23 protein-coding genes are annotated in these 25750 nt (G+C 49.7%); 12 read left to right on the top strand and 11 right to left on the bottom strand.

From position 1 onward, the window contains the following. Positions 1-38: 38 nt before the first annotated feature. Both H6570_03150 and miaA read right to left on the bottom strand, forming a co-directional pair. Positions 39-473 carry a hotdog fold thioesterase gene (locus H6570_03150; protein ID MCB9318254.1) on the bottom strand — a complete coding sequence of 145 codons (435 nt, stop codon included), beginning with the start codon at positions 471-473 and terminating at the stop codon, positions 39-41. Next, entirely contained in the window at positions 448-1380 is a 933-nt protein-coding gene (gene miaA, locus H6570_03145; GenBank protein MCB9318253.1) for a tRNA (adenosine(37)-N6)-dimethylallyltransferase MiaA, read from the bottom strand. The genes H6570_03150 and miaA overlap by 26 nt, the downstream gene beginning before the upstream one ends. An 84-nt stretch (positions 1381-1464) precedes the next feature. Between miaA and H6570_03140 the strand changes: the two genes are divergently transcribed. Together H6570_03140 and H6570_03135 are read left to right on the top strand one after the other, a co-directional pair. After that, entirely contained in the window at positions 1465-2664 is a 1200-nt protein-coding gene (locus H6570_03140) for a 1-acyl-sn-glycerol-3-phosphate acyltransferase (protein ID MCB9318252.1), read from the top strand. Between the two features lie 74 nt (positions 2665-2738). Then, entirely contained in the window at positions 2739-3446 is a 708-nt protein-coding gene (locus H6570_03135; GenBank protein MCB9318251.1) for a hypothetical protein, read from the top strand. Between the two features lie 41 nt (positions 3447-3487). Here H6570_03135 and proC read toward each other — a convergent pair whose 3' ends face one another. Beyond that, positions 3488-4294 carry a pyrroline-5-carboxylate reductase gene (gene proC / locus H6570_03130; GenBank protein MCB9318250.1) on the bottom strand — a complete coding sequence of 269 codons (807 nt, stop codon included), beginning with the start codon at positions 4292-4294 and terminating at the stop codon, positions 3488-3490. Between the two features lie 166 nt (positions 4295-4460). Here proC and H6570_03125 point away from each other — a divergent pair, with 166 nt between their 5' ends. Continuing rightward, positions 4461-5495 carry an isoaspartyl peptidase/L-asparaginase gene (locus H6570_03125; protein ID MCB9318249.1) on the top strand — a complete coding sequence of 345 codons (1035 nt, stop codon included), beginning with the start codon at positions 4461-4463 and terminating at the stop codon, positions 5493-5495. A gap of 31 nt (positions 5496-5526) precedes the next feature. Further along, entirely contained in the window at positions 5527-6084 is a 558-nt protein-coding gene (locus tag H6570_03120; GenBank protein MCB9318248.1) for a GNAT family N-acetyltransferase, read from the top strand. Here H6570_03120 and H6570_03115 read toward each other — a convergent pair. Next, complete coding sequence (locus H6570_03115; GenBank protein ID MCB9318247.1) at positions 6081-6905, bottom strand: glycerophosphodiester phosphodiesterase; 825 nt, start codon at positions 6903-6905, stop codon at positions 6081-6083. The genes H6570_03120 and H6570_03115 overlap by 4 nt on opposite strands. Positions 6906-7038: 133 nt before the next feature. On the opposite strand from H6570_03115, the gene H6570_03110 reads away from it, so the two are divergent. Genes H6570_03110 through H6570_03100 form a run of 3 tightly spaced genes read left to right on the top strand, consistent with a single transcriptional unit; the run spans position 7039 to position 8859 of the window. Further along, a complete protein-coding gene (locus tag H6570_03110) occupies positions 7039-7497 on the top strand; it encodes a GNAT family N-acetyltransferase (protein ID MCB9318246.1) in 459 nt (152 codons plus the stop codon). 45 nt (positions 7498-7542) lie between these two features. Further along, positions 7543-8214 carry a DUF2461 domain-containing protein gene (locus tag H6570_03105; protein MCB9318245.1) on the top strand — a complete coding sequence of 224 codons (672 nt, stop codon included), beginning with the start codon at positions 7543-7545 and terminating at the stop codon, positions 8212-8214. Between the two features lie 42 nt (positions 8215-8256). Further along, positions 8257-8859 carry a class I SAM-dependent methyltransferase gene (locus H6570_03100; protein ID MCB9318244.1) on the top strand — a complete coding sequence of 201 codons (603 nt, stop codon included), beginning with the start codon at positions 8257-8259 and terminating at the stop codon, positions 8857-8859. Positions 8860-8877: 18 nt separating this feature from the next. Here H6570_03100 and H6570_03095 read toward each other — a convergent pair whose 3' ends face one another. Further along, positions 8878-10041, bottom strand: a complete 1164-nt coding sequence (locus H6570_03095) for a histidinol-phosphatase (protein ID MCB9318243.1) — start codon at positions 10039-10041, stop codon at positions 8878-8880. Between the two features lie 227 nt (positions 10042-10268). Here H6570_03095 and H6570_03090 point away from each other — a divergent pair, with 227 nt between their 5' ends. Further along, complete coding sequence (locus tag H6570_03090; protein MCB9318242.1) at positions 10269-12014, top strand: T9SS type A sorting domain-containing protein; 1746 nt, start codon at positions 10269-10271, stop codon at positions 12012-12014. Positions 12015-12236: 222 nt separating this feature from the next. On the opposite strand, the gene H6570_03085 is transcribed toward H6570_03090, so the two are convergent. The 5 genes from H6570_03085 to H6570_03065 form a co-directional block, all read right to left on the bottom strand. After that, positions 12237-12797, bottom strand: coding sequence for a DUF4199 domain-containing protein (locus tag H6570_03085; GenBank protein ID MCB9318241.1), 561 nt, complete (start codon positions 12795-12797; stop codon positions 12237-12239). A gap of 41 nt (positions 12798-12838) precedes the next feature. Further along, positions 12839-14104 (bottom strand): dihydroorotase, encoded by a 1266-nt coding sequence (locus tag H6570_03080; GenBank protein ID MCB9318240.1) that lies wholly within the window; start codon positions 14102-14104, stop codon positions 12839-12841. A gap of 3 nt (positions 14105-14107) precedes the next feature. After that, a complete protein-coding gene (locus tag H6570_03075) occupies positions 14108-16129 on the bottom strand; it encodes a BatA domain-containing protein (GenBank protein MCB9318239.1) in 2022 nt (673 codons plus the stop codon). A 96-nt stretch (positions 16130-16225) separates the two neighbouring features. Continuing rightward, positions 16226-16762 (bottom strand): dCTP deaminase, encoded by a 537-nt coding sequence (locus H6570_03070; GenBank protein MCB9318238.1) that lies wholly within the window; start codon positions 16760-16762, stop codon positions 16226-16228. Positions 16763-16861: 99 nt separating this feature from the next. Then, positions 16862-18367 carry a D-aminoacylase gene (locus H6570_03065; protein ID MCB9318237.1) on the bottom strand — a complete coding sequence of 502 codons (1506 nt, stop codon included), beginning with the start codon at positions 18365-18367 and terminating at the stop codon, positions 16862-16864. A 133-nt stretch (positions 18368-18500) separates the two neighbouring features. Between H6570_03065 and H6570_03060 the strand changes: the two genes are divergently transcribed. From H6570_03060 to H6570_03045, 4 genes are all read left to right on the top strand, one after another. Beyond that, positions 18501-20618 (top strand): PQQ-binding-like beta-propeller repeat protein, encoded by a 2118-nt coding sequence (locus H6570_03060; GenBank protein ID MCB9318236.1) that lies wholly within the window; start codon positions 18501-18503, stop codon positions 20616-20618. A 29-nt stretch (positions 20619-20647) separates the two neighbouring features. Beyond that, positions 20648-23053, top strand: a complete 2406-nt coding sequence (locus tag H6570_03055; GenBank protein MCB9318235.1) for a glycoside hydrolase family 127 protein — start codon at positions 20648-20650, stop codon at positions 23051-23053. Between the two features lie 160 nt (positions 23054-23213). Next, positions 23214-23618, top strand: a complete 405-nt coding sequence (locus H6570_03050; GenBank protein MCB9318234.1) for a hypothetical protein — start codon at positions 23214-23216, stop codon at positions 23616-23618. A 168-nt stretch (positions 23619-23786) separates the two neighbouring features. Next, entirely contained in the window at positions 23787-24731 is a 945-nt protein-coding gene (locus H6570_03045) for a LysR family transcriptional regulator (protein MCB9318233.1), read from the top strand. Between the two features lie 18 nt (positions 24732-24749). Here H6570_03045 and H6570_03040 read toward each other — a convergent pair whose 3' ends face one another. Continuing rightward, positions 24750-25739 carry a dihydroorotate dehydrogenase-like protein gene (locus H6570_03040; GenBank protein ID MCB9318232.1) on the bottom strand — a complete coding sequence of 330 codons (990 nt, stop codon included), beginning with the start codon at positions 25737-25739 and terminating at the stop codon, positions 24750-24752. Between the last annotated feature and the right edge of the window lie 11 nt (positions 25740-25750).

The raw sequence follows: 25750 nt of genomic DNA, 5'->3' as shown, positions 1-25750 counted from the left end.
CGGCTTAACGGGCTGTTTTATGCAACAAAATGAGCAAACTACCGGGTTTTTAATGCCATAGTGGTAATGCGGCTGGTACAAACCAGATTTTCCTGATCATCAAAGATATCGATCTTCCACACCTGTACGGTGCTTCCCTGACGAATGGGCGAAGCCACCGCAGTGACAACTCCCCTGGTCACCGCTTTAAGATGGTTGGCATTTATTTCGAGGCCCATAACCTGCCGTTCCGATCCATGGGGATGTGCCAACCAGGCACCCACGCTACCCATCGATTCTGCCAATGCCACCGAAGCTCCTCCATGCAGGAAGCCCATCGGTTGCATGGTGCGGTGATCCACCGGCATGGTTGCTTTCAGATAGTCCGGCCCGATTTCAATAAACTGCATTCCGAGTTGTTCACCCATTGAGTTTTTGAAAAAACTATTGAGTTCATCAAGGGTTAAATCATGGTTCCAAATGTATTTTTTCATGGTTTTGGATTGTTTGAGTTAGATAAGCCATGATTTCTGCGGTTGCATCAGGAGAAAAATCCGGCCCTTTAAAGTATTTCCTGAACCAGGTTTCCTGTCTTTTGGCATATTGGCGCGTATGCACTTTAATCCAATCGACTGCTTCTTCGAGTGTAGAATTACCTTCCAGGTATTCAAATAACTCCTGATAACCTACCGTTTCCAAAGCCTGAGACCCACGGAATGGCATTAACCCGGATACTTCGCCCAACAGTCCGGCTTCCATCATTTGACCGACCCGCTGATTGATCCGCTGATGAAGTGCCTGACGGTCCAGGCGCAGCCAGACTGGAACGGGAATAAAAGTTCTTTTTACCGGAGCCCCCTGCCAAAATTCCGAGATGGGTTTTCCGGTCTGCCTCATCACACACAAAGCTCGCAATAGACGCCTTGGGTTCTTGACATCCATCGCTTTGGCGGCACTGGGATCCCTGCGCATCAATTCCTCCTGCAAGGGTTCTATCCCCTGAAGGTTGAACAATGCCTGCAATGTTTCCAGGGTGGCCGGGTCATTGGGAGGGAGCGGGTCCATTCCATCCAGCACGGCCTTCAGGTACAATCCGGTACCACCAGCCATAACGACTACATCATGATCCCGGTACAGCTGTTCCAGAATTTTCAGCACTTCTAACTCGTATTGGACTACATCAAATGGTTGCAGTATGGAGTGGGACCCGATCATATAATGAGGTACCAGTTCAAGTTCTGCGGATGATGGCCTGGCAACTCCGATCGACATTTCCCGGTAAATCTGACGACTGTCAGCGGATACGATGGCAGTCCGGAAATGTTTTGCCACCTGGAGTGCCAATCGGGTCTTGCCTACCCCGGTACATCCGGCAATGACGATCAGATAGCGATGTTTCACAGCAGCAAAAGTACAGAATCCGGACAATAGGCATTCTAGATGGTGAGGAATGTATACCTTTGTCAGACCGTTCAGAGCAGGGTTATGTTGTATTTTATTCTCAGACCTTTCGCCCGCTTGGGTTTCCGCCTGTATTTCAGGAAAATTTATTTGCACACTCAGGCGCCTATTCCGGCCGACGGACCGGTCATGCTGGCTGTCAACCATCCCAGCTCATTTATGGAGGCATGTGTGCTTGCCTGTTTCCTGCCGCGGTCCCTGTACTTCCTGGTTCGGGGAGATGTCTTCGTCAATCCATTCGTTAACTTCCTGCTAAACTCTACACACCAGATTCCGATCTACCGTTTCAGGGATGGATTCAGCAGTTTGCGCAACAATCACGCTACCTTCGCTCAGGTGTACCGGTGGCTTGGTGAAGGGAAAGCCGTGACCGTGTTTGCTGAAGGCACTACCCGGCTAGAAAAGAAATTACGTCCGATCCAGAAAGGACTGGCACGGATGGTATTTGGAGCCATGGAGGTCGAAAACATCCAGGATATCCCGATCGTACCCATCGGCGTAAACTTCGTGGAAGCCGGCCGCTGGCGTTCGGAAGTAATGATTGAAGTGGGTCCTGCTATTTCAGCCAGGTCTTTCCTGGAAGCGGATGATGCTGAAAACAAACGTGGTGTACGCAAATTAACGCAGACCGTGGAGGAAGCTATGCAGCCACTGGTATTGCATGTAAACAAGGACGAGGACGAACCGCTCTTCAACCAATTATGTCAACTGGACCGCCCGGAAAACTTTTGGCACGTGCTACCCAATGTAAGCACGAGGAATGACGCCTATCAATGTGAGCGTAGTTGGGCCAGCCGTATAAACAATATGGATGAGCCGACAAAGAGCCAGTTAAACCAAGCGCTGGCCAGCCTCAATACGCCGGCAATGCAACCAAAGCGATCTTTATGGTACTGGATGACCTGGCCGGGAAGTCTAATTCACCGCATCCCATTGGCGCTGGCTTACCGGATTACCCGCAGCAAAGCCAAGCCCGGGCCATTTTATGCTCCGGTACTGTGGGGCTCAGGCACTTTTATTTCCCTGATCTTCTGGATTATCCTCGCGCCATTTGGCTTTTGGGCTTTTGGGTGGTGGTTCATCCTGATCTTTGCTGCTCTGGGCGTCCTGGGCGTTCTGCACATCTGGGCCATTGATGGTGATCGCATCCGCAATGAAAAAAAACGCATCAGTCAGTTTACTGCGCAAACGAAATCACTGTTGCAGATACCGGCGGTGCCTTAATATGACAAAACCCTGACAAGGAAAATTTGGGGTGTCCGGCACAACCGGTCTAGTTTTGTCTCTTAAAAGAGACCATGCACTGGGTACATTTCATTCCGATCGGAACAACAATCCTTGCCGCTTATTTTTTTCTTCAGATCTACCAGCATTATCGCACTAAGTCCTCCGCAAAATACCTGCTGTGGTGGATGCTGGGCGTTTTGACCTATGGCATGGGCACCCTCGCTGAGTCGATTAACACCTTATTTGGGGTGATGTCCTGGAATGTCACCTATTGGTACATTGTCGGTGCCTTGCTGGGAGGATTCCCGTTAGCCCAGGGCACCGTGTATTTGTTATTAAAGCCCCGCACAGCACGGTTTCTGGCTGTCCTGTTCACCAGTTTGATCGTCATTGCCAGCATCTGTGTCATCTTAAGCCCAGTGGACATCTCCGTTTTATCCGACGGAAGGCTGAGTGGCAAGGCATTGACCTGGCAATGGGTCCGTTACTTCTCCCCCTTCATCAATTTGTATTCCTTCATTTTCTTGTTCGGAGGAGCGATCTATTCCGCCATCAAATATTACCGTGATGCGCGCAATGACGTGCGCTTCCTGGGCAATGTTTTCATTGCGGTAGGTGCTTTACTGCCCGGCATAGGCGGCTCCTTTACCCGTATGGGTTACGTGGAAGTGCTGTATGTCACGGAATTGCTTGGACTGTTGAGTATCTATTACGGGTATCATATCATTAAGAATGACCGGTCTGCTTCCATCCACCGGGTGCAGGCAGCCACGACCTGATCATACTGCAGGAGGCTGGGAAAAAAGTCGCCACAGATGCTTTAAGATGATTTGCCAAGCGCCTCAGCGCGCAGACGTGCTTCCTCCAATCCTATCCCGATGTGGGTATTTACAGTATGTTCTGTAAATGAAGCCAATGCCGCCTCGGTAGTGCCCCCGCGCGAAGCCACTTTCTGGATCCATTCCGCGCAGCTGAAATCACTTTTCATATACAATTCGATGGCTCCCAGGAATGTCTGACTCACCAGGAGCTCCGATTCGGATGTGGAAAAGCCCATCGAAGCAGCGCTTTCCATCATGGATCGCATGAAATAAAAAACATACGCAGGGCCTGATCCGGAAATCGCTGTTGCAGCGTCGATCATGGATTCATTCTCCACATAAATGGACTTGCCGGTGGTGTTCAGCAAGTTCTGGACCGTAACCAGTTCGATGCGGGTGATGGCTGGCGCCGAAGTGAATACGGTCATACCCATCCCGATCTGCGCCGGTAAATTGGGCATAGCCCGGATAATCTTCTGAACACCCAGAGCATGGGAAATGCCGGCAATAGGGATCCCGGCCATGATGCTGAGTACCACCTGTTCGGAGTCCAGATGCGGCTGCAACTGGGAAAACAAATCACTGGTATCCTGTGGTTTCACGGCAAGGATGATCAGGTCGGCAAAAGGAAGGCAGGTATCGGGCTCCAGGTGGATGTGTCCTACTTTCATCGAGGCTAATTCTCCACGTTTCCGTTCGGATTTTTCCAGTATCATCAGGTCTTCTTCGCTGCACAAATGACTTCTCAGAAAAGCCCGTGCATAAGTCAATCCCATATTTCCCCCGCCTACAATCAGAATTTTCATAATGTGCTATCAGCTAATTACTTTTCTTAATTTATTCAGCCCGGTGAAGATACGGCAATCTGGAGGAATCCGGATGATTCGCTCGCTCAATCGAAGCAGTTGCTTACCCGATGGGGAGCACTAAACGACCACCACCCTATTTCGTATTTTAGCACAAAATAGATGTATGCACATGAGGATCGCATTTTCAGTGACTTTTGTTATTGTGGCATGTTTAGCAGCCTGTACTTCACAACATTCAAATCAGCAGATGGAATATAAAGAAGAACAACCCAGCAAGCCAGCTTATGCGCTGGTCATTCACGGTGGTGCCGGCGTCATCCTGAGGGAGAACCTTTCCGATTCTATGGAAATGGCCTACCGGCAGGCATTAAACGCGGCTCTGGATGCAGGAGAGAAAATACTGAAGGATGGTGGGATAGCCCTGGATGCCGTGGTTGCTACTGTGCAGTCCATGGAGGACGATCCGCTATTCAACGCAGGCAAAGGTGCTGTTTTCACCCACGATGGAAAAAATGAAATGGATGCTTCCATTATGGATGGCCGGGATCTGAATGCCGGCGCCGTAGGGGGACTAACGAAGGTTAAAAGCCCTATCGCTGCTGCCCGTGCCGTCATGGAAAAATCGGAGCACGTATTCCTTTCAGGTAAAGGCGCTGAACAATTTGCCGCCGATCAGGGTCTGGAAATAGTGGATCCCTCTTATTTTTATACCGAACGGCGCTGGAAATCACTGCAGGATGCCATTGCCGCCGAACAAAAATCCGAGGCGATGACCCCGGAAATGAAACACGGCACGGTGGGAGCCGTAGCACTGGATCAATTTGGAAATATTGCCGCCGCTACTTCCACCGGCGGGATGACAAACAAAAGATACAACCGGTTTGGTGACGTACCTGTCATCGGTGCCGGCACCTACGCCAACAATATGAGCTGCGCAGTCTCCTGTACAGGACACGGAGAGTATTTCATCCGGTATACGGTAGCCCACGACATCGCAGCGGTTAAGTTGTACCAGCATAAATCCCTGAAAGAGGCTGCCCGCGAGGTTATCTTCGATAAGGTGGGCAAGGCCGGGGGCGAAGGGGGTATCATCGCTGTGGACCCTGAGGGTAACATCGCCATGGTTTTTAATTCTCCAGGCATGTATCGTGGCTACGCCAAACCTGGTCAGCGGGAAGTGAAGATATTTCAGGATTAAAATTATTTTCAAGTACAAAGCGTTCCTTGCAATGAATTACCTGCATCTTAAAAATCCGCATTGGGCCTTACGCGAAATAAGAAAGGGCGATGAATCGCAACTGGTTGAATACCTGAATGACAACGAGCTGTATACCAATACGCTACTCATACCTTACCCTTATACCGTTTCCGATGCTAACGATTTCAGGGTATTGAACCGAAACCTGGAGCAAGCTCACCAGATTCATTTTAACTGGATGATCGTGGATGAAGAGGACCGGGTAATAGGTGGCATTGGATTAATGTACGAACATGGTATTAGCAGCCACAAATCGGGTTTTGGATATTGGCTGGGAGCTCCCTTCCGATCCAGGGGTATCATGACCGAAGTCGTCCGGGATTTTTGTGAAATGATCTTTGAAAATACCTCACTGACACGGCTGGAGGCCATGGTTTACACTTATAATCCTGCTTCTGCCCGCGTCCTCGAAAAATCAGGTTTCATCCGTGAAGGCTTGATGCGCCATGCGGTAAAGAAGGATGATAAATACGTGGATGCCTGGCTGTATTCAAGGCTTAAAGGCGATCCAGTTCCAACCGGAAACTAATCTATGTGTGCAATCCGGTCTACGTAGTCCGTGATGAGCCCATCCACACCCAGGGCCCGCTGCGCTTTCATATCGGCTATTTCATTCACCGTCCATGGCACAATCTGCATATTCCGTGCATGGCAATCCGACACCAATTCGGAAGTCACTAAAGGGAAATAGGGGCTGAGAATCTGAGGAACAAATTCCAACTTATCAAGCAACGATTCCAGTTCAAACGTTTCTTCGACCAGCAGTGATAATTTAACCTCCGGGTACTTCTGATGCACTTCCCGCAGGGCGCGAAGGTCAAAAGACTGGATCGTAGTCTGATCCAGGATGCCAAGTTCACGGCAGGCAGAAACCAGCGTTGCAGCAAACGTTTCCACGGAAGGCGTAAAGGTACCATCCCACTCCGGGCTGCTCTTGATCTCTATGTTGTAATAGGGGTAGGGCCGGTTAATCGAATCGCAATAGGCCCGAACGGCGGCCACCACATCAGCCAGAGAAGGCTTGTAGGTAGATATAGCATGCTGATCCGGAAATCTGGGATTACCCCAGGACCCGCAATCGTACTGCTTTATCTCTTCATAGGTCAGATCATGGATCGCAATGGATTCCAATCCTTCCTGCTGACCTTGCGGGCCCCGGCAAATCACCGGATTGAACCAGGGTTCATGTGAAATAATTACCAGGCCATCCTTGCTGATCGCAGCGTCCATCTCCAGTGTCGTGACCGGTGTTTCCAGCGCATGGAGAAATGCCGGAATGGAATTTTCCGGGAAATGTCCCCTGCAGCCACGGTGGCCCTGCCAGTCGAAGGAATTTGAATCGGTATGCATACTGCAAGATGTTAAGTTTAACAGGAACAACCAGAAAAAAAGCATGATTAACGATCTTTAAACAAATTTGATGTTTACTTTTCCAGGGAGCAACAAATTCTCTGGAAATACTGCAATCACCGATTCAAAATCCATGGATCCAAACGCACCAATACAGTGTACCGTGGCCACCGCCGGCGATATCCCCACCCTGCTGGGCATGATGGAAACTTTCTGCACCCTGGAGCATCTGCATTTTGATGCCGAAATCAGGGAACTTCTGATCCTGCAGATGCTCAACAATGAAGCGCTGGGCACGTTATACTCCATAAGGATGAACGGTGAATCAGCCGGATACGTGGCCATCTGTTTTGGCTTCAGTTTTGAGTATCTGGGCAAAGACGCATTCATCGATGAGTTGTTTCTGAAAGAAGAATTCCGGGGACAGGGTTATGGGAAAGAGATTATCAACTTCGTCAGTGATCAGTGTGCCCTTTATGGCTTAAAGGCTGTTCACCTGGAAGTAGACCATTCCAATCAGCAGGCACAAAACCTTTACCGCAAAGCAGGATTTGCCGGTAAGGAACGGCACCTCTGGACTAAATGGTTATAACCACTGCAATGAACTGCTTCAAATCAAACATTAAATGAGTTAGCTATGCCAAGTATTTCCACTTCAACCCTACGGTTTCTTAAAGACCTGAAAGCCAACAATAATCGCGAGTGGTTTCAGGAAAACAAGCCGCGATATGAAGCTGCCCGTGCAGAATTTGAGCAATTTATTGATGCACTCATCCTGCAGATAGCGCAATTTGATCCTTCCATTGCCCATTTCAAAGCAAAGGATTGCGTCTTCAGGATATACCGGGACGTGCGCTTCTCCAAGGATAAATCACCCTATAAGATTGCCATGGGTGCGCATGTATCCTCTGCGGCCAAACGGTCTGAGATCCATAGCAGGGCCGGCTATTACATCCATCTGGAGCCGGGGGCATCCATGCTGGCGGGCGGCGCCTATCTGCCGGAATCAAGCTGGCTTAAAGCGATCCGTCAGGAGATCGATTACAACCGCGAAGAGTTTAAGTCCATCCTTGAAAACAAGGATTTCAGGCATTATTTCGGCGACATTGATGGTGAGAAGCTTAAAAGCACCCCTCAAGGCTATCCGGCGGATCATCCGGAGATTGAATTCCTTAAAATGAAAAGCTTTCTTGCTTCCAATTCATGCCCCGACAAATTGGTGACATCATCAGACTTTCTGGATCATGCTGCCAGTGCTTTTAAGGCTTTGTATCCTTTCGACCGGTTTCTGAACCGCTCGACCGAATGATCCGGGTCAGGAAGCATTATAAATACAATAAACTGTAACCAATTGGACCCAAGAAATTTCTGGAATGATCGATTTAATGAGGAAGAACTGGTCTACGGGGAGGCCCCTAATATATGGATGAAAACCTGCCTCGATGCCAGGACGCCGGGAAGGATCCTCTTTCCTGCGGAGGGCCAGGGGCGGAATGCCATTTATGCCGCCCGGCTGGGATGGGATGTCGAAGCATTCGATTTCAGTGCTGTTGCCCAGCAGCGGGCCCTGGCACAGTCAGCCATGCAACAAGTCCATATCCGGTATGCGGTACAATCAATACAGGAATTCACTGTGAAAGACCACCATTACGACGCCATCGGCCTGAGCTATGTCCATCTACCAGAGATGGTCAGGATTCCTTTTTACGATAAACTTATCCGGTCATTGAAAGCAGGCGGTGAACTCTTCATGGAAGCCTTTACGCGTACCCAGCTGGCTTACTCGTCCGGAGGACCACGAACTGAGGACCTCTTGTATTCGACCGAAAGTGTGAAGCGCGAGTTATCTGCATTGGAAGCCATTTACCTGCTGGAAACCGACCTCCTGCTTCAGGAAGGAGAATACCATAAGGGTCCCGCCCATGTTATCCGGTATATAGGCAGGAAAATTTAAATCCGGCCGACCCCATTATCAGTTGGTATGGGTAACCGGTTGGGACCAGGCCATCTCGTAGTCCAGGTTTTCAATGGGATTGGGATGTTGCTTATCCGAGAGGACTTTAGCCCGCACAAACAGCTGATCCGGCTGCAGGGTAAAGGACCCGCTGGTTCCTTCAACCTCTGAGAATACTTCGCTGTGATCTGCTCCCTGCCGGCATCCGATAAACTGGATCTGATAATGCACTCCCGGTTCGGCTTTAACAGAAACGCTGAGTGTACCGTCCTGCACCTCAAGCCGGGAGAAGGTTACACCGGTAGAAGCATAAAAATCTCCTGCCTCCAGAGCCGCGATAATGGATTCAGCTGTTAATTCACTGGCATGGACCATCACCCATCCCCGGCCGGAATTACTCCATTGGCGGCCCATGCGGTGGTAGTTATGACTGTCATCAGTACCCAAAGCGTAAAGCAGAGGTTTCCCTTGTTTGAGATATGCAATATTGACCAGGTCCCACATCTCTTCAGTCCCCATGTGGGTGGAATCTCCCTGATTATGGACCATGTGATGCCCATTAAACACTTCAAAAAACTGTTCACCTTTCAGCGCTATCATATCTTCCAGAGACACGGCATAATGAAAGTTGGGATGATTCAAATGTATAATCATCGGCTGATCGGTCTCTTCACGCTGTTGCTGCACTGCATCAATGCTTTTTTGCAGGATCTCCACCACACTTTCTCCTTCTTGCGGCTCAATCAGATTACGCAGGTTGGTCGCATTGAGGTGGAGTGGTTTATCACCGATCTGGTTGGTGATTTCTTCGGACTGGATGATGAGGAATTTACCCGGTTCTTCAAATATAGGTCGGTATTCCTCCAGCGTTTTAAGCTTGATTGCCAATCCATTTTCATCCAGCTGATCCACGACCCAGTCGTCTCCAAATCGTCCCCGGTAATTATTAAGGGCTACTTTCTTTAAGGAATCCTGGCCTATGCGCACCCATTTCTCGTGATCGGCGATCGTGTTGTGTTCACTCAGGGCAATAAACTGGTAACCATGGGTCTTGTACCAGTCCATGATCATTTCGGGGTAATCGTCACCATCGCTCCAATACGAATGCGTGTGCAAATTCCCTTTATACCAATGGCTTGAATCCGATTCAACCTTCTGACAGGAAAAGCAGAGGATGACCATACCCAGGAAGAACAAATACGTTGCTTTTGATCTTAACATGATCCGATTTTAAACTAAGGTTTTCATTACCCGCGAAGATCAGCAAAAAGAAGTGGTTTCAGAACAATTGATCGTACTTAAGTCTCATGAATACGGATCGTATCATGCGTTCTATTATATGTTAAAGTCACCTATGATCAAAGTCCGCTTCTTATCTTAGAGATAAGAATGAACCAAATGATTGTACTATGAAGAAAAGCTTTACGACCCTATTATGCCTATTACTCACCACTGCCTTCCTGCAAGCTAACGAAGACCCTGACTACTGTTCTGCCTATGGAAAAAGTGAGTATTATGGCTGGATTGCCGGTGTACGCATGTGCAACGTGAGCAATCATTCCGGCTTCAGTTATAATGGTTATGGTGATTACATGCATCAGACCATCGAAGTAGAAGCCGGCAAGAAATACCCGATCACCCTGACCCCGAGAACCTGGCCGGCATTTCACGAAGATGCCCGGTGGACCGTATGGATCGATTTTGATCACGATGGAAAGTTTGAAGAAAGTGAGGTCGTGGTAAAAGATTCCTATTCGAGGGAAATCACGGCCTGGGTGGTAATACCCAGCGATGCCAAGGACGGGAACACCCGGATGCGGGTAGGGATGCGTTTCATCTACGACCCTGTACCGTGTGGCTACTACTGGTATGGCGAGGTGGAAGATTATGCCGTACATATCAAAAATCCCTACTACGGACATGACAACGACTATTGTAAAGGCTGGGGTAAGAATTCCAAATACGGATACATCAAACAGGTAAATGTTTGCGAGATCAATAAGGTCTCGGGTTGCGATCCATCCGGTTATGCCGATTATACCAAACTGATGTGCAAGATCACCCAAAATAAGCGGCATGACATGTATCTGAAGCCCTACCTGCGGAAGCAATACGATAGATGGGGTGACTGGTACATGGAAAAACCACATTGGATGGTTTGGATCGATTACAACCAGAATCAGAAATTTGACAAGGAGGAAATGGTCTGTGATTCAGCTTGTTACGATCCATTGCAAATGCATTTTGACGTACCCTCCTGGGCAAAGCCGGGCAAAACAAGGATGCGCGTAGCCATGCACTTCAAAGATTACGACAAGTATAAGCCGGATCCCTGTGATGCATTCTGGTACGGTGAAGTGGAGGATTATTCCGTTTGGGTCGAGAGTGGCCCTCCGGCGCCGAAGTATTGTGAATCTTCCGGTCAGGATCCCAATTATGGATACATCTATCAGGTATGGCTTGGAGATCTGGACAATTACTCCAATTACGCCCATAACGGGTATGGCGATTATACCCACATGTCGACTGTGATGTATCGCAACGACCGCGGCACTCTGTTTCTAAAACCATCCTTGAACTGGGTGCATGATGCGCATTATGGCTGGATCAAACCGGCTGCATTCTGGTGTGTCTGGATCGACTTTAACCACAATGGAAAATTCGACTACAATGAGAAAGTAGCCTTTGATCACTCCTCCAACTGGGTCTGGTCATACATTTATATTCCATCCTGGGCTAAAACCGGAAAAACGCGGATGCGGGTGGCCATGGCCTTTGATGACTATCCTGAAGCTTGCGGCACCTATTGGTATGGAGAAGTGGAAGACTATACCATTGACATACATGATCATTACGACCCATTGGTCATTAATCCGGGAGTAGATCCTCAAATTGGCACCACCGTTCTGAACCGGGAACTACCGGATATCGGTATCGCTCCCAACCCGGCCAGCAGCAGCATCCGGCTGGATCTGCCGGGCAGTGGAGAAGGCCAGTTGTCGATCATCAGCCTCTCCGGGAAGGTAATCCTGCAACAACCCCGGTCAGCCGGATCCAGTCAGGAATCCATTGACCAACTGCAGGCCGGCGCTTATTTCGTCCGCTGGATCGATGCAAATGGTGAGGTTTACACCAGGCGCTTTATCAAGAACTGACAATAAATCAAATCAACCAATCTTCAGGGGCATCTTACCGGTGCCCCTTTTTTATTGGCTTAATTAGCGATCATGTAATTCCGGAGCGCTCAGCTAATGCCGCTGCTAATGGATCTGACCATAGCCGTCATGAGGTATGAAAACCTTAGTCGCAAAATCCTCCAGAGGAGTAAGAATAACGGTAAAGCTGAAATCAGTGGAACAATGCCTACTCTAAGCAGATCAGATAGCACGCTTTTGCATGATCCCGGCCACAATAAGCGCCACAATTAATGCAAAAATCACCGAAAAGATAAATGCACTCAAACTGGCAAAGCCGGGAGTTGAAAATATCTCCATCATTTTTGAGGCTTGTTCAATCTGCTCATCGGTCATACCTCTGCTTTCCATCTGTTGCATTTGCAGATCCATGGCTTTCTTCATCACCTCAGGATCAATAAACTTCAGAAAGATGTAGGAATAAACTGAAGAAATCAGTGAGGCTGCGATGGCTACCAACATGCTTACTCCAAATCCACGGCCAAATGACATCACGCCACCAAGCTCTTCATCGCGGTGCGCCCGGCAGGCTAATACCATTCCTCCTGCAAACACTAAAATGTTGATGGCCATGCTTATGAAACGCTGACTTGTGTTGGTAGGGTCTGACAATCCGGTCAAATACATCACCAGAGATATGGCCACCAGGATAAGTCCGGTATAAAGTCCGAAGCGCATCGCAGTACGTCCAAATTTTACTTCTTGCGGATCCGGTAATTGTTCGGTGGTATCGATTGGTTCCATCGTCTGATATTTTCTTAAATGTACTGATTCGTCAGGACATTTCAAATCAGGTTTAGCTGATCACCAATGATAGTCCCGATAACCTTTCCGGTAAATGCACGGTCAAAAAATGGTGTGTTATTTGCCAGCGATTTATTTTTAGGCCGGCTGAAAGTCCAGGTATCCGTTGGGCTAAACAGAGTCATTTCAACTTCCTGCCCAACTTCAAGCATCAACTTCTTCAAGCCAAGGACACGGCGTGGGTTTGCACTGACCGCGCTTACAAAGGTGTCGAGTTCATCCGGGTACGCCGAGTTAAAAGCAGGAAAACAGGTCTGTAACTGGGTGATGCCATAGGCGGCATAGGCAAATTCAAGGTCTTTATGCTCCTGGTCGGACGGACTGTGATTGGAAGTGATCACATCAATGGTTTGGTTCTTAACACCGGACCAGAGCGATTTCTGGTCTTCCGTCCCACGCAATGGAGGCCAGATCTTGTAGACCGCATCAAAATCCCTGATCGTTTCATCATCAGCCAGCAAGTTCATGATCGCCACACTGGCGCTGACCGGAATGCCTTGTTTTTTACCCTCCTTGATCAGCCGGACGGAACCTTTGCTGGAGATATTAAGGATGTGTATGGATGAACCAGCATACCGGGCTAATTCCAGATCCCGGTGAACCATGATCTCCTCAGCCAATGCAGGGATACCTTTCATGCCCAGCAAGGTACTGGTCACCCCTTCATGCATCAGACCTTCATTTTCAAGGTGACGTTCGTGAGGCTGGTTGATGACCGTACGTCCCAGCGGACGTACGTATTCCAGGGCCCGCAGGAGCAATCCACTATGCTGGACCGATTTCCATCCATCCGTAAAGGCAACGGCTCCGGCCTGGGTAAGGTCATACATCTCGGTGAGGTCCTTCCCCTCAGTTCCAACCGATAAGGCCCCCAGGGGATGGATCCTGACTCCCTGTGGATTCTGAAAATGCCGGAGGGCGCGAACATTATTAAACTGGTCAGCAACCGGTAACGTATTTGGTGCCGGCGCAAGGGCCGTGTACCCTCCGGAGCTGGCTGCGGCGCATAAAGAAGTCAGCGTTTCCACCTGTTCGAAACCCGGTTCACCATGCCAGGGCATAATATCCAACCAACCCGGACTTAGATGCAGGTCATTGGCCTCAACCAGTTTGCATTTTTGATTCGGAGCGGTCAGGCGCTTCCCGATCTTCTCGATGACCCCATTATGGATCAGTACATCCACCTCTTTGCGATGATGGGGACCGGAAGGGTCAATTACCGTACATTTTTTGAGCAGGACATCCATAGGTTAAGTTTTCCAGAATCGCAGGATAAGGACTTCCAGGGCCAGAAAAAACAATACCAGCCAGAGACAGTACCGCCACAGGCTGATGCCGCTGATCTGGTCACGAATGTATTTTGAGAAATCGGCGATCTGTGCGTCATCGAGAAAGGTATAAGCAGCCCCGTAGCGGTCTTTGAGGACACTCAATGGCGTGATGGACAGGTCCGATTCTTTGCGGTCAAAGTTGAATGCCAGTTTTGCCTGCGGGGTGTTATCCCACAATACCTCGTAAAATCCCGCTTCCCCGGGTTCTTCCTCCGTGTCGAGGTAGACAACATTGCCTACGGTCGTCTGTTTGGGGATCCATTCCTGAGCTCCGCGGATAACAAAAACTGCGTCGCTACCCGATTGCCGCTCCATGGTAATGGTATTATTGCCACCGATCCAATATGCGATCTCCTTGCTCTCGGCATTGGCCAGCGCCGTTTTGAATAATAAAGGAACGAATACTTCCGGCTGATTGACCAGGTTGTTGTCATCCGGATTGATCGGGGCCGCCGAAAGATAGAGCTGGCCTGCTCCTACGCGGTATTTCATCAGGAAGGCACTGCCATCCCGGTAAGTTAAAAGCGGCTCTTCAGCAGCCCTGCCGGCACGTGAGATACCGAAATTATAATTGGTCTCCGGGAGGCGCAAGTTAGGCCTGATACGTTCGAAGACATTGTTGTAAATGAATTCTTCCGTATTGATCTGGGATACCTGTCGGTGCAGGGTGTCCGGAGCAAACAATTGACCTGCCGGTACCGACTGGAGGAAGGCATTGTAACTCTGTAAATCGATGTTATGGGCCGGGAAAATCAATACATTACCGGTATTTTCGAGGTATTGCCTGAGCTCTGACCCCAGACCAGAAGAAATGCCCGGCAAGTCCTGCAGGATGATCAGCTGATAATTCCCAAATTCCGAATAGGCAATATTCTGAGCGGATTGGGCGGTGACCTGGAAATTCTTCAGTCCTGCCAGTGCCGCCTGCAGGTAGCGATCCGGCAAGCCGGCGTACAACAACAGGATGCGCACCTGTTGAGCTACATCAAATGTCAGGTAATAGGTATCGTCAAATGTCACCGGGTAATCACTGATCTTTACTACCATCTCGTGCCATCCTGCCTCCAGTGTCTGAATATTTATGGTATCCACGGTACTGGCATTGGCCGCGATGGAGGAGGATCCCATGGGTTGCTCCTGGCCATTGCGAATGACCGATAGCCGTACATTTTCCACGGTCTGATCGCCATAGTTTCGGATCCGCACATACAGTGGGTTATTCTGACCCAGCACATGCACGGGAGCGCCAAACCAGCAGCTGTCAATCGACACGTTTTTCTCCTGCACACTCTGAATGGGGATCAGATTGGTATGAAAGGAGGTGTCCGGGTCAGGAGGCAAGTTAGTAATGCGATCCTGAAAGTCGGAGATCAGATACGATACTGGTTGCGACTGATGAGCCTGGTTGAAGAGCTGATGTTGTCGTTCCATCACCTGCTTCATATCTTTCACCTGCGGGCTGTACGTGATCTCATCAATGATGGGAAGGATGTCCTCCTTATTAAAAAACCGGTTATGACGGCCTTCGAAATCATTGGTGATGATCTGAAACTGATCGCTTTCATTATATCCTTCCACTATTTCCCGGGCCCGGCTTTTTGCTTTATCCAGTAACGGTACATCCGAGCTCTGAGCTTTCATCGAAAACGAATTATCGACGTAGATACTGACAGCTTTGCGACCCTCGTCCACCTTGTTGTTGAGGGGAATAAAGGGCTGAGCAAAGGTCAGGATCAGGAAGGAAGCCATCAGGACGCGGGAAAGCAGTACCAGCAAATTTTTCAATTTATTACGGCTGCTGGTCTCATCTTTTACTTCGCGCAGAAAGCGCACATTGGTAAAATAAACCTTGCGGAAGCGTCGGAAGTAAAATAAATGAATGATAACCGGTATGCTGAGGAGCGCAAAGGCCCAAAGAAAGGATGGAAACACAAATTGCATAGTTACAAAAATAGCATGCTTATGCGGGAGCACATCGGATTTAGGAAATTTTTAACGGCCGCAAAGTTGTCAACCATATCCCGGCATTGCGTTTTGTCAGAATTTATTTTTCCACATCATGGATTCTACCGGTTTGGTGGTACGCGTGGTGTACTTTGCATCCTTCTTGGTGTGGTACATTCGGTTAACCGGGCCCTCAACCTGAAAATAGATCAATTGACCGATCGGCATACCCGCATAAATACGTACCGGCTGAACACAGGATATCTCAAGAGTCCAGGTATTGCAAAAACCGACATCACCCTTACCGGCCGTGGCATGGATGTCAATGCCAAGCCGTCCGACACTCGATTTACCTTCCAGAAAAGGTACCGAGTTATGGGTCTCCGTATATTCTTCGGTCACACCCAGGTAGAGTATCCCCGGCTGGATCACATATCCCTCGGGGCCAATCTCAATCTCCCTGATCTGGTTATGGAGACGGGCATCCAGTACATCATCCTGATACACAGCCAGGTATTTACCCAGGCGGACATCGTAAGAATTGGTACCTAAACTCTCCCGGCGAAAAGGCTCGATGACGATTTCACCTTTTTCGATAGCCTCCAGGATGGATACGTCACTAAGTATCATCGATTTCTGAGATTTGTTATTTATGACGGACGTCTGAAACGACGCCAAAGCGCGTGCAAGATGAGAAAACCACGCCATATATCCTATCCATAGCCAGGCTTATTCCCGGCGGATGACCCTGCCGGGAAGCGCTCCGGATGCGTCCTTCCCATCCCATACCTGAACCCCATTGACCCAGACCGCCTTGATACCGGTACATAACGCATGGGGTTGTGCTGTTGTCGCATGATCGGTGATCGTTTGCGGGTCCCATAACACCAGGTCTGCAAACTTACCCGGAGCGATAATTCCCCGGTCCCGGATACCCAGATGTTGCGCTGTAAGCCCTGTCATTTTATGGACAGCTTCCTCCAGGGAGAGCACCTCTGAATCACGGGTGTACATCCGAATAAAGCGCGGAAAAGCGCCATAACCACGCGGATGCAGGCTGCCACCATTTCCATCGGAACAAACGTTGGTTTCCGGCCACTGGTACAACAGGCTGATATCCTCCTCATCCATTCCGGTCCCGATGACCGACTCATCTCCATGCTTTTCGTCCGCGACGCGGATCAGCCGCAGATAGGTGTCGGCTGGGTTTTCACCGCTGGCACGGGCTATCTCAGCAATCGTTTTACCCACATAATCCGGATTGGCATCGTAGGTCGAGAGCAACATGCCATCCGGGGTAGTTAATTCACTCAGAGCATATTCAGCCTGTTCCCGGTTGGTAAAATCGCGTTTTGGAAAGAGCACCTTCAGCGTAGACATCCAGTAGGTATAGGGATAGACATCTGCGGTGATATCGACACCTTCCTCCCGGGCTGCATTGAGCCGGGCTATCAATGCGGGTGCGCTGCCCCATTTTGCTTTCATGCCTATCTTGAAATGACTGATCTGTACCGGAATCTGACAAGTCCTGCCAATATTAATGATCTCTCCGATTGCGTTTTCCAGTTCGACATCTTCACTGCGCATATGGCTTATGTATCTGCCCTGGTAAGGTTTCAGATGTTTGGCCAAACTCAGCACCTCCCCGGGCGATGAATAAATACCAGGATCGTATTCCAGACCGGTAGACATCCCCAGTGCGCCGGCTTCCATCTCCTGATCCAGTAATTGTCCCATCCGGGCTATTTCATCAGCAGTTGCCTCGCGGCGGTAGTCGGAATTTCCCAGCACTTCCCACCTCAGTGTATTATGGCCGGCATAGGAAGCGATGTTCACAGCAGGTGGTTCTTGCTCCAGATGGTCAAAAAAGGCACCAAGGGGCAAATTACTACTGCCATCCTGGCCTACGACAATGGTTGTAATGCCCTGACTTATGACCGGCACCAGGTGATGATCCGCCGTATAATCAGCATCGTGATGGCTGTGAGAATCAATGAATCCAGGGCTCAGTGTCAGGCCTTCACCATCAATAATGGAATCTCCGGGGGCAGGTGAGATATGACCGAACGTGTCTATCTGGTCACCTACAATACGCACATTTCCCATGGCGGAAGGTCCGCCACTGCCATCTATAATGCGCACGTTCATAATCACCAGGGCTTGCTGCCCGTTTACCATCCACGCCATTAAGAGCGTGGAAAAAGCCAGACTAATTCGTCTAAATGGACTTTTCATGTTTTCGATTCCTGCTTTCACAATCCCCTGGCTCATTCCATTGCCAGCATGTTTAAAGGTAAACAAATGTTCCTTGCTTCATAGGGTGGTCAAACTTCCGGGAATAACTATCTTCCTGTAAATTAATTTTCAAATGCGGGTTACGCTTTTTTTTGTCACACTATCTTTCCTGGCTTGTCGTACGGATAAATCCAGTCCGGATTGGGGAGGTTATCTGGGAGGTAACGATCGTGATCATTACAGTTCCCTCGATCAGATCAACCAGTCAAATGTAACCCGGTTAAAGGTTGCCTGGAGCTTTTCATCCGGTGACCTGGATACCTCCCGCAATACCCAGATTCAGTGTAATCCGCTGATCCTTGATGGTGTCCTTTATGGCAGCACCCCCGCACTGAACTTTTTTGCCCTGGATGCGGCCAGTGGCAAAGAGCTTTGGAAGATAGCCCCATTGGAAGACCTGTCCGGGCTGAATGGCCTGGGTGTAAACCGGGGGCTGGCATATTGGGATGGCATAGAAGGCCGGCGGTTGCTGGTGACTGTTGGCCCTTACCTGCTTTGCATAGATGCCCTTACCGGAAAACTGATCGAGGACTTTGGCACCCACGGACGCGTCGATCTGCGCGAAGGCATGGGCCGGGATCCGGAATCTTTCTTTTTGACAGCCAATTCCCCCGGGGTCGTTTTTGAAGACTTATTTATCATTGGTAGCCGGGTAGATGAAAGTTACGGAGCAGGTCCCGGTCATATTCGCGCTTACGATGTGCATACGGGACAACAACGCTGGATCTTCCATACTATTCCGCAACCGGGAGAAGAAGGTTATGACACCTGGCCACCGGAAGCCTATACGTATGAAGGAGGAGCCAACTCATGGGCAGGAATGGCCCTGGATGCTACACGGGGATTGCTTTTCGTCCCCACCGGTTCCGCCACGGCTGACTTTTATGGTGGTAACCGGCTGGGAGCTAACTTATTTGCCAACTGCCTGATCGCCCTGGACGCACACAATGGGAAAAGGATCTGGCATTTTCAGACGGTCCATCACGACATCTGGGATCGAGATCTTCCTTCAACACCTAACCTGGTCACCGTAGAGCGGGATGGTAAGCAGGTTGATGCCGTCGCTCAAATCACCAAAACCGGATTTGTATTCCTCTTCAACCGGGAAGATGGCACGCCGCTATTTCCTATCGTTGAACAGCCTGTGTCTGCCAGTGATATACCTGGTGAATCAGCCTGGCCAACCCAACCCATCCCTACTGCTCCCCCACCCTTTGTCCGGCAGAATTTTACTCCGGACGTAGTAACCACCATCAGTGATACGTCCCGTGAAAATGCTTTGCAGATGTTGGCTACCGTACGTACCGGGGGGCCTTTTGTTCCGCCCAGTTTCCAGGGAACAGTCATCTTCCCCGGATTTGATGGCGGAGGAGAATGGGGAGGTGCCGGATGGGATCAGGAGTCAGGCACCCTTTATGTCAACGCCAATGAAATGCCCTGGATCCTGAAACTCTTTGAAGTCACAGAAAAAACCAACGGCCTGCTCCGGGACAGGGGCTTCAATACGTATAAGAATTACTGTGCTGGATGCCATGGCCTGGAGCGGCAAGGGAGTTCCTTTATGGGCGGCATACCGGATTTGACCCAGCTTCCTTCCCGCCGGAAGGCTGATGAAGCGCGGCACATCTTACAATCCGGACAGGGGCAAATGCCTAACTTCCGGTGGCTGGGAGACCAGGAAATCGATGCTTTGGTCGCCTTTTTGTACAACCTGGATACACCTGACACCGGCAAACCATCAAACGATGCACCGTCCAAAGAAGACCGCCGTTACCAGCATACCGGTTACAATAAATTTGTCGGAGCAGATGGCTATCCGGCAGTGCGCCCTCCCTGGGGAACTCTGAGCGCCATTGATCTGAACCAGGGAACCATCCGGTGGCAGGTGCCTCTGGGCATCCATCAGGAACTGATCGACCGGGGCTTACCACCTACCGGTACGGAAAATTACGGCGGCCCTGTCGTGACCGCCGGAGGCCTGCTTTTCATCGCAGCCACCGCTGATGAAAAAATTCGTGCTTTTGATAAAGCGACAGGAGCCGAACTTTGGTCTTTTGACCTGCCGGCAGCCGGCTACGCTACACCAGCGACCTATGCCGTGAATGGCAAGCAATATGTGGTCATCGCCTGCGGAGGAGGAAAACTGGGTACGAAATCCGGTGACACCTGGGTGGCCTTTGCCTTACCGTAATCATTTATCCATTAGAAAACGAACAAATCATGCATTTGATCCGAATCCATCTGATGTTCTTATTCATGCTTACTTCCCTCTACCTCAACTGCCAATCGCTGGACGACACACACGACTACCCCTATCATCCGGTACCCTTCACCCAGGTCCATTTCAACGACGATTTCTGGGCACCACGCCTTGAACAACACCGGACACGTACGTTGCCCTATACCATGGAACAATGCCAGTCCACCGGAAGGGTGAAAAATTTTGCCATCGCTGCTGGGGAAGAGCAAGGTTCCTTTTGCACCGCCTACCCATTCGATGATTCGGATCTGTACAAGATAATTGAAGGCGCCTCCTACTCCCTGCAAGTCCATCCCGATCCGGTCCTGGAGCAAAAAATTGATGACTGGATTGCAATTATTGGTGCAGCCCAGGAATCCGATGGATACCTCTATACCACACGCACGATCGATCCCGAACATCCCCACGCCTGGGCTGGGGCTCACCGCTGGGACAAGACGGAAGACCTATCGCATGAATTGTACAATGCCGGACACCTTTTTGAAGCAGCAGCGGCCCATTACCTGGCTACGGGCAAGAAAACCCTGCTGAATATTGCCATTCGATTTGCCGATCTGATCGACCGGGAGTTCGGATGGGGTAAGATTGAAAAATACCCGGGTCATCAGGTCATCGAGATCGGTCTGGCTAAGCTCTATCGCATCACGGGAGAGAAGAGATACCTCGACCTGGCCAAGTTCTTCCTGGACGTAAGGGGGCCAAATCAGGGTGAATACAGCCAGGCGCATCTGAAAGTGATCGACCAGACAGAAGCGGTAGGCCACGCAGTACGCGCCGCCTATATGTACAGTGGAATGGCAGATATTGCGGCGCTCACCGGCAATCAGGATTACATCCATGCCATCGACAAGATCTGGGAAGATGTTGTATCTAAAAAGCTTTACATTACCGGAGGGATAGGAGCCACCGGAGCCTGGGAAGGATTCGGGCCGCCTTATGCTCTTCCGAATTTCAGTGCCTACTGTGAGACTTGTGCCTCCATTGCCAACGTCTTCTGGAATTACCGGCTCTTCTTGCTTCACGGAGAATCCAAATACATCGATGTGCTGGAACGCACGCTGTATAATGCCGCCAATTCGGGCATGTCCCTGGAAGGAGACCGTTTCTTCTACGCCAATCCTCTGGAAGCACGGAAGAATCAGGCACGCAGTCCATGGTTTTCGTGTGCATGTTGTCCGAGTAATGTAGCACGGTTCTTCCCTTCTATTCCCGGCTATCAGTATGCCGTTCAGGGCGACCAGATCTACGTCAACCTTTTCGTTGGAGGAAAAGCCAGCATACGGACGACGGCTGGCGAACTGGAGATGATCCAGGAAACCCGTTATCCCTGGGATGGGCAGGTGGATATTCGGGTAAATCCCCGGTCATCGTCACAGTTCACGGTGAAGATCCGCATACCAGGCTGGGCCCGGGGAGAAGTGGTGCCCAGTGACCTGTACACCTTTGCATCAGGTAATACGAATCCGGTTCCGGTCACCATCAACGGACAACCTCAGGCGTATCAGGTGGATCACGGTTATGCCGTCATCACCAGACGCTGGGAAAGCGGTGACCACATTTCCATCAACTTCCCTATGCAACCACGATTTGTTCGTGCACATCCAAACCTGAAGGATGATGAAGGGAAAGTGGCCATTCAACGAGGCCCGTTGGTCTACTGCCTGGAAGGTCAGGATCAACCGGACGAACATGTGATCAACACAATGGTTTTTGAAAATGCAAAGCTGGAGAGTACCTGGGAACCGGCATTGCTAAACGGCGTGATGGCTGTTTCACTGGAAGGAGCCGTAGTTCATGAGGAATCAAACCAGAACCTGGCAAGTAATCGTATACCCTTAATCGCAATCCCCTATTATGCCTGGGCCAACCGGGAACGGAACTTCATGGCAATCTGGTTGGCGGATGATATGCGGCATACCACGCCGGTGCCCATGCCTACCCTGGCCAGTACCGGAAAGGTCTCGTGTTCCGAGGATGTCCGCAATCTGGACGCTATCCATGACCAATATTTACCCGAAAATTCCAACGACCACACCAATCCCTACCTGCATTTCTGGCCGCGGTTCGGAACGCAAGAATGGGTACAATATGACTTCAAAGAAACAGCATCGATCTCTTCTTCACGGGTGTACTGGTTTGATGACGGGCCGGATGGTGGTTGCCGCATCCCGGCAGATTGGAAGCTGCAATACCTGAAGGGCTCTAAATGGAAGGACGTTAAAATCAAAGGAGACTATCCCCTCTCCAAAGACGAGTGGAATAATGTACACTTCAAAGCAGTTTCCACCAATGCGATGCGTTTGATCATGACTTCCCAGCCGGGAGTTTCAAGCGGAATCCACGAGTGGGAAGTCGGAAAACCGTAACCATATTTTAAGGCAACATTTCCTTATGCAGCGATTAATCCAAAGTGGCAGTCACTTTTGGTATTGTTTTTGATAAATGGGTAAATGGATCCCCCAATTATCTGATCTAGACTGTATAAGGAATATGCTGGTTGAGGCGAAGCAAATTGAGGGGCAAAACATGGATGTACTACGCGCTAATTTTAAAAATGAATCCATCGTTATTCGCAAGGGTCAAACCACTGCGATTTTGTATTTCATTATCACTTCCATTCTGGGCTTTCTGCTACTAGGGACAAAACAAGAATTACTAATCTGGTTGTGTGCTACCTTCTTTTACATTTCCGGAGGCTTAACGGTCACATTCTCCAACGCCCGGTGGGGCTTTGGATTCCTTTTCGTCACTCTGATACTCATCGAATCACTATTCTACTTCTACCCATTTCATAATTTCTGGTTCTGGAGCATTCCGAACAAAGTGCTTTACCTGTACTTTATGTATTCAGCCTTCCAGGCCGCCAAACGCAGAGAGGAGATCGAGGCGATCATGGTACTGCATGGCTGGCACCCACTTGGGTTGAATTAAGATCTGCTTCCAGGAACTCCAGGATCATCCGTTAAAAAGTTTACTCTTTCCATTTGCTAAAAAGGCGAAGTACCGGCTCAATTTGACAATACCTATATTTGTACTTAAAATATAGATATTGTATATGGCGCTCTGGCCTATACGGCAAAACGAAAATTGAACCCCATCATGAATATCCAGCAATTGGAATACCTGGTCGCCGTCGACACACACCGTCATTTCGCTCGTGCAGCACAATCCTGTTACGTTACCCAGGCCACCTTAAGTATGATGATCAAGAAACTGGAGGACGAACTGGACCTGATGGTTTTTGACCGCAGCAAACAACCGGTGACCCCCACGGATACCGGGTCACAGTTGATCGAACAGGCGCGGATCATATTGAATGAGATTGCCCGGTTTCAGGAAATGGCCCAGGAATCGGTCCACGGATTGCAGGGTGACCTGCGCATCGGGATCATCCCTACCCTGGCTCCTTACCTGTTACCTCATTTTCTGCCCCCGTTTCTGGAACAATACCAGGAGATCAAACTCATCATCTCGGAGCTAACGACCGACCAGATCACCGAAAAACTGGCGAAGGACCAACTTGATATCGGTATTTTAGCAACACCTTTACATAAAGACAGCTTCCGTGAAATCCCACTATTTTACGAACCATTCAGTGTTTATGTTGCCGATCCCGAATCTCAGGCATTAAAGAAAAAATATTTGCTGCCGGAGGATATCGACCTGGATCATTTATGGCTGCTGGAGGAAGGGCATTGCCTGCGCAGTCAGATCATGAATCTCTGTGAGCTCCAAAAACAACAATCCGGTAAACACCATATGGAATTCGGCGCCGGCAGTATCGAAAGCCTTCTGAAGATCGTCGACATCAATCAGGGGATCACCATCATCCCTGAGCTGGCGGCCATTGATTTGCCACCTCGCCAAAAAGCCTGTCTTCGCGCATTCAAGGCACCTGTGCCCGTGCGAGAGATAAGCCTTGTGACCTATCGCCACTACGCAAAAAAAAGCATCCTGATAGTCCTGGAGGAGTCCATTAAGAACTGTCTGAAGCACCTGGAAAGTAACCTTCAGAAAAAAGATAAAGCCGTCATTGAACTCTGAATCCCCCTGAGCAGCCCGTTATTTCACACCTTCCAGAATGCGGATATAATTGGCCCGCTCGTACGCAGTCGGATCCGAAATATGCTGCTGGCTCATTGCTCCACGGAAACTTGTCACCGATGCAAATCCCATACGGTCCATCCACAACTGTAGATCTTTGGTCATCGTGCGGAGATAGCTTATACCGCGCTTATACAATGCCGAAGCCGTCATGGCGACGTCAGCCCCAGCCAACAGATATTTCACCACTTCTTCGGCACTCTGCACACCAGTCGTCGCGGCCAGCGAAACCGGTATCCGTCCATAGAGGATTGCGATCCATAACAATGGAAGCCGGATCTCGTGCGCCACACTGAACTCCAGGTTTGGCAGCACCTGCAACCGATTGATGTCAAAGTCCGGCTGATAAAACCGGTTAAACAATACCAGCGAGTCAGCACCCGCTTCATGCAACCTGTAAGCCATATGTCCGATCGAACTGAAATAAGGATTCAACTTGATTGCAACCGGAATTTTAATGTGTGCTTTGACCAGCCGCACAATATCCAGGTAACGCTGCTCCACCATCTCCGCAGTCAGCCGAATATCCGCGGGAATGTAATAAACGTTAATTTCCAGACCATCTGCTCCGGATTCTTCGACCTGCTTGGCATAATCGATCCATCCGCTGTGCGAAATGGCATTCAGACTGGCAATGATAGGGATATCGACCTCTTCTTTCGCACGCCGGATATGTTCCAAATATTGACTGGCACCGATGTGGTAATCGTCAATGTCCGGAAAAAAATCCAGCGCTTCCGCAAAGATATTCGTGGTGACTTGCATGGTCTGATCGAACAATTTTTGCTCTTTCAATATCTGCTCTTCAAACAAAGAAAACAGCACGACGGCGCCCGCACCGGCATCCTCCATTTGCTTGATGTTGGCAATATCCTCCGATAGAGTACAGGCAGAGACAACCAGGGGTGACCGCAGGGTCAATCCCATATATTGAGAGGTTAGATCCATGATTGTTGTTT

Source organism: Lewinellaceae bacterium, assembly GCA_020636135.1.
GTDB lineage: Bacteria > Bacteroidota > Bacteroidia > Chitinophagales > Saprospiraceae > JAGQXC01.
This window is presented reverse-complemented; position numbering and strand designations above follow the sequence as displayed.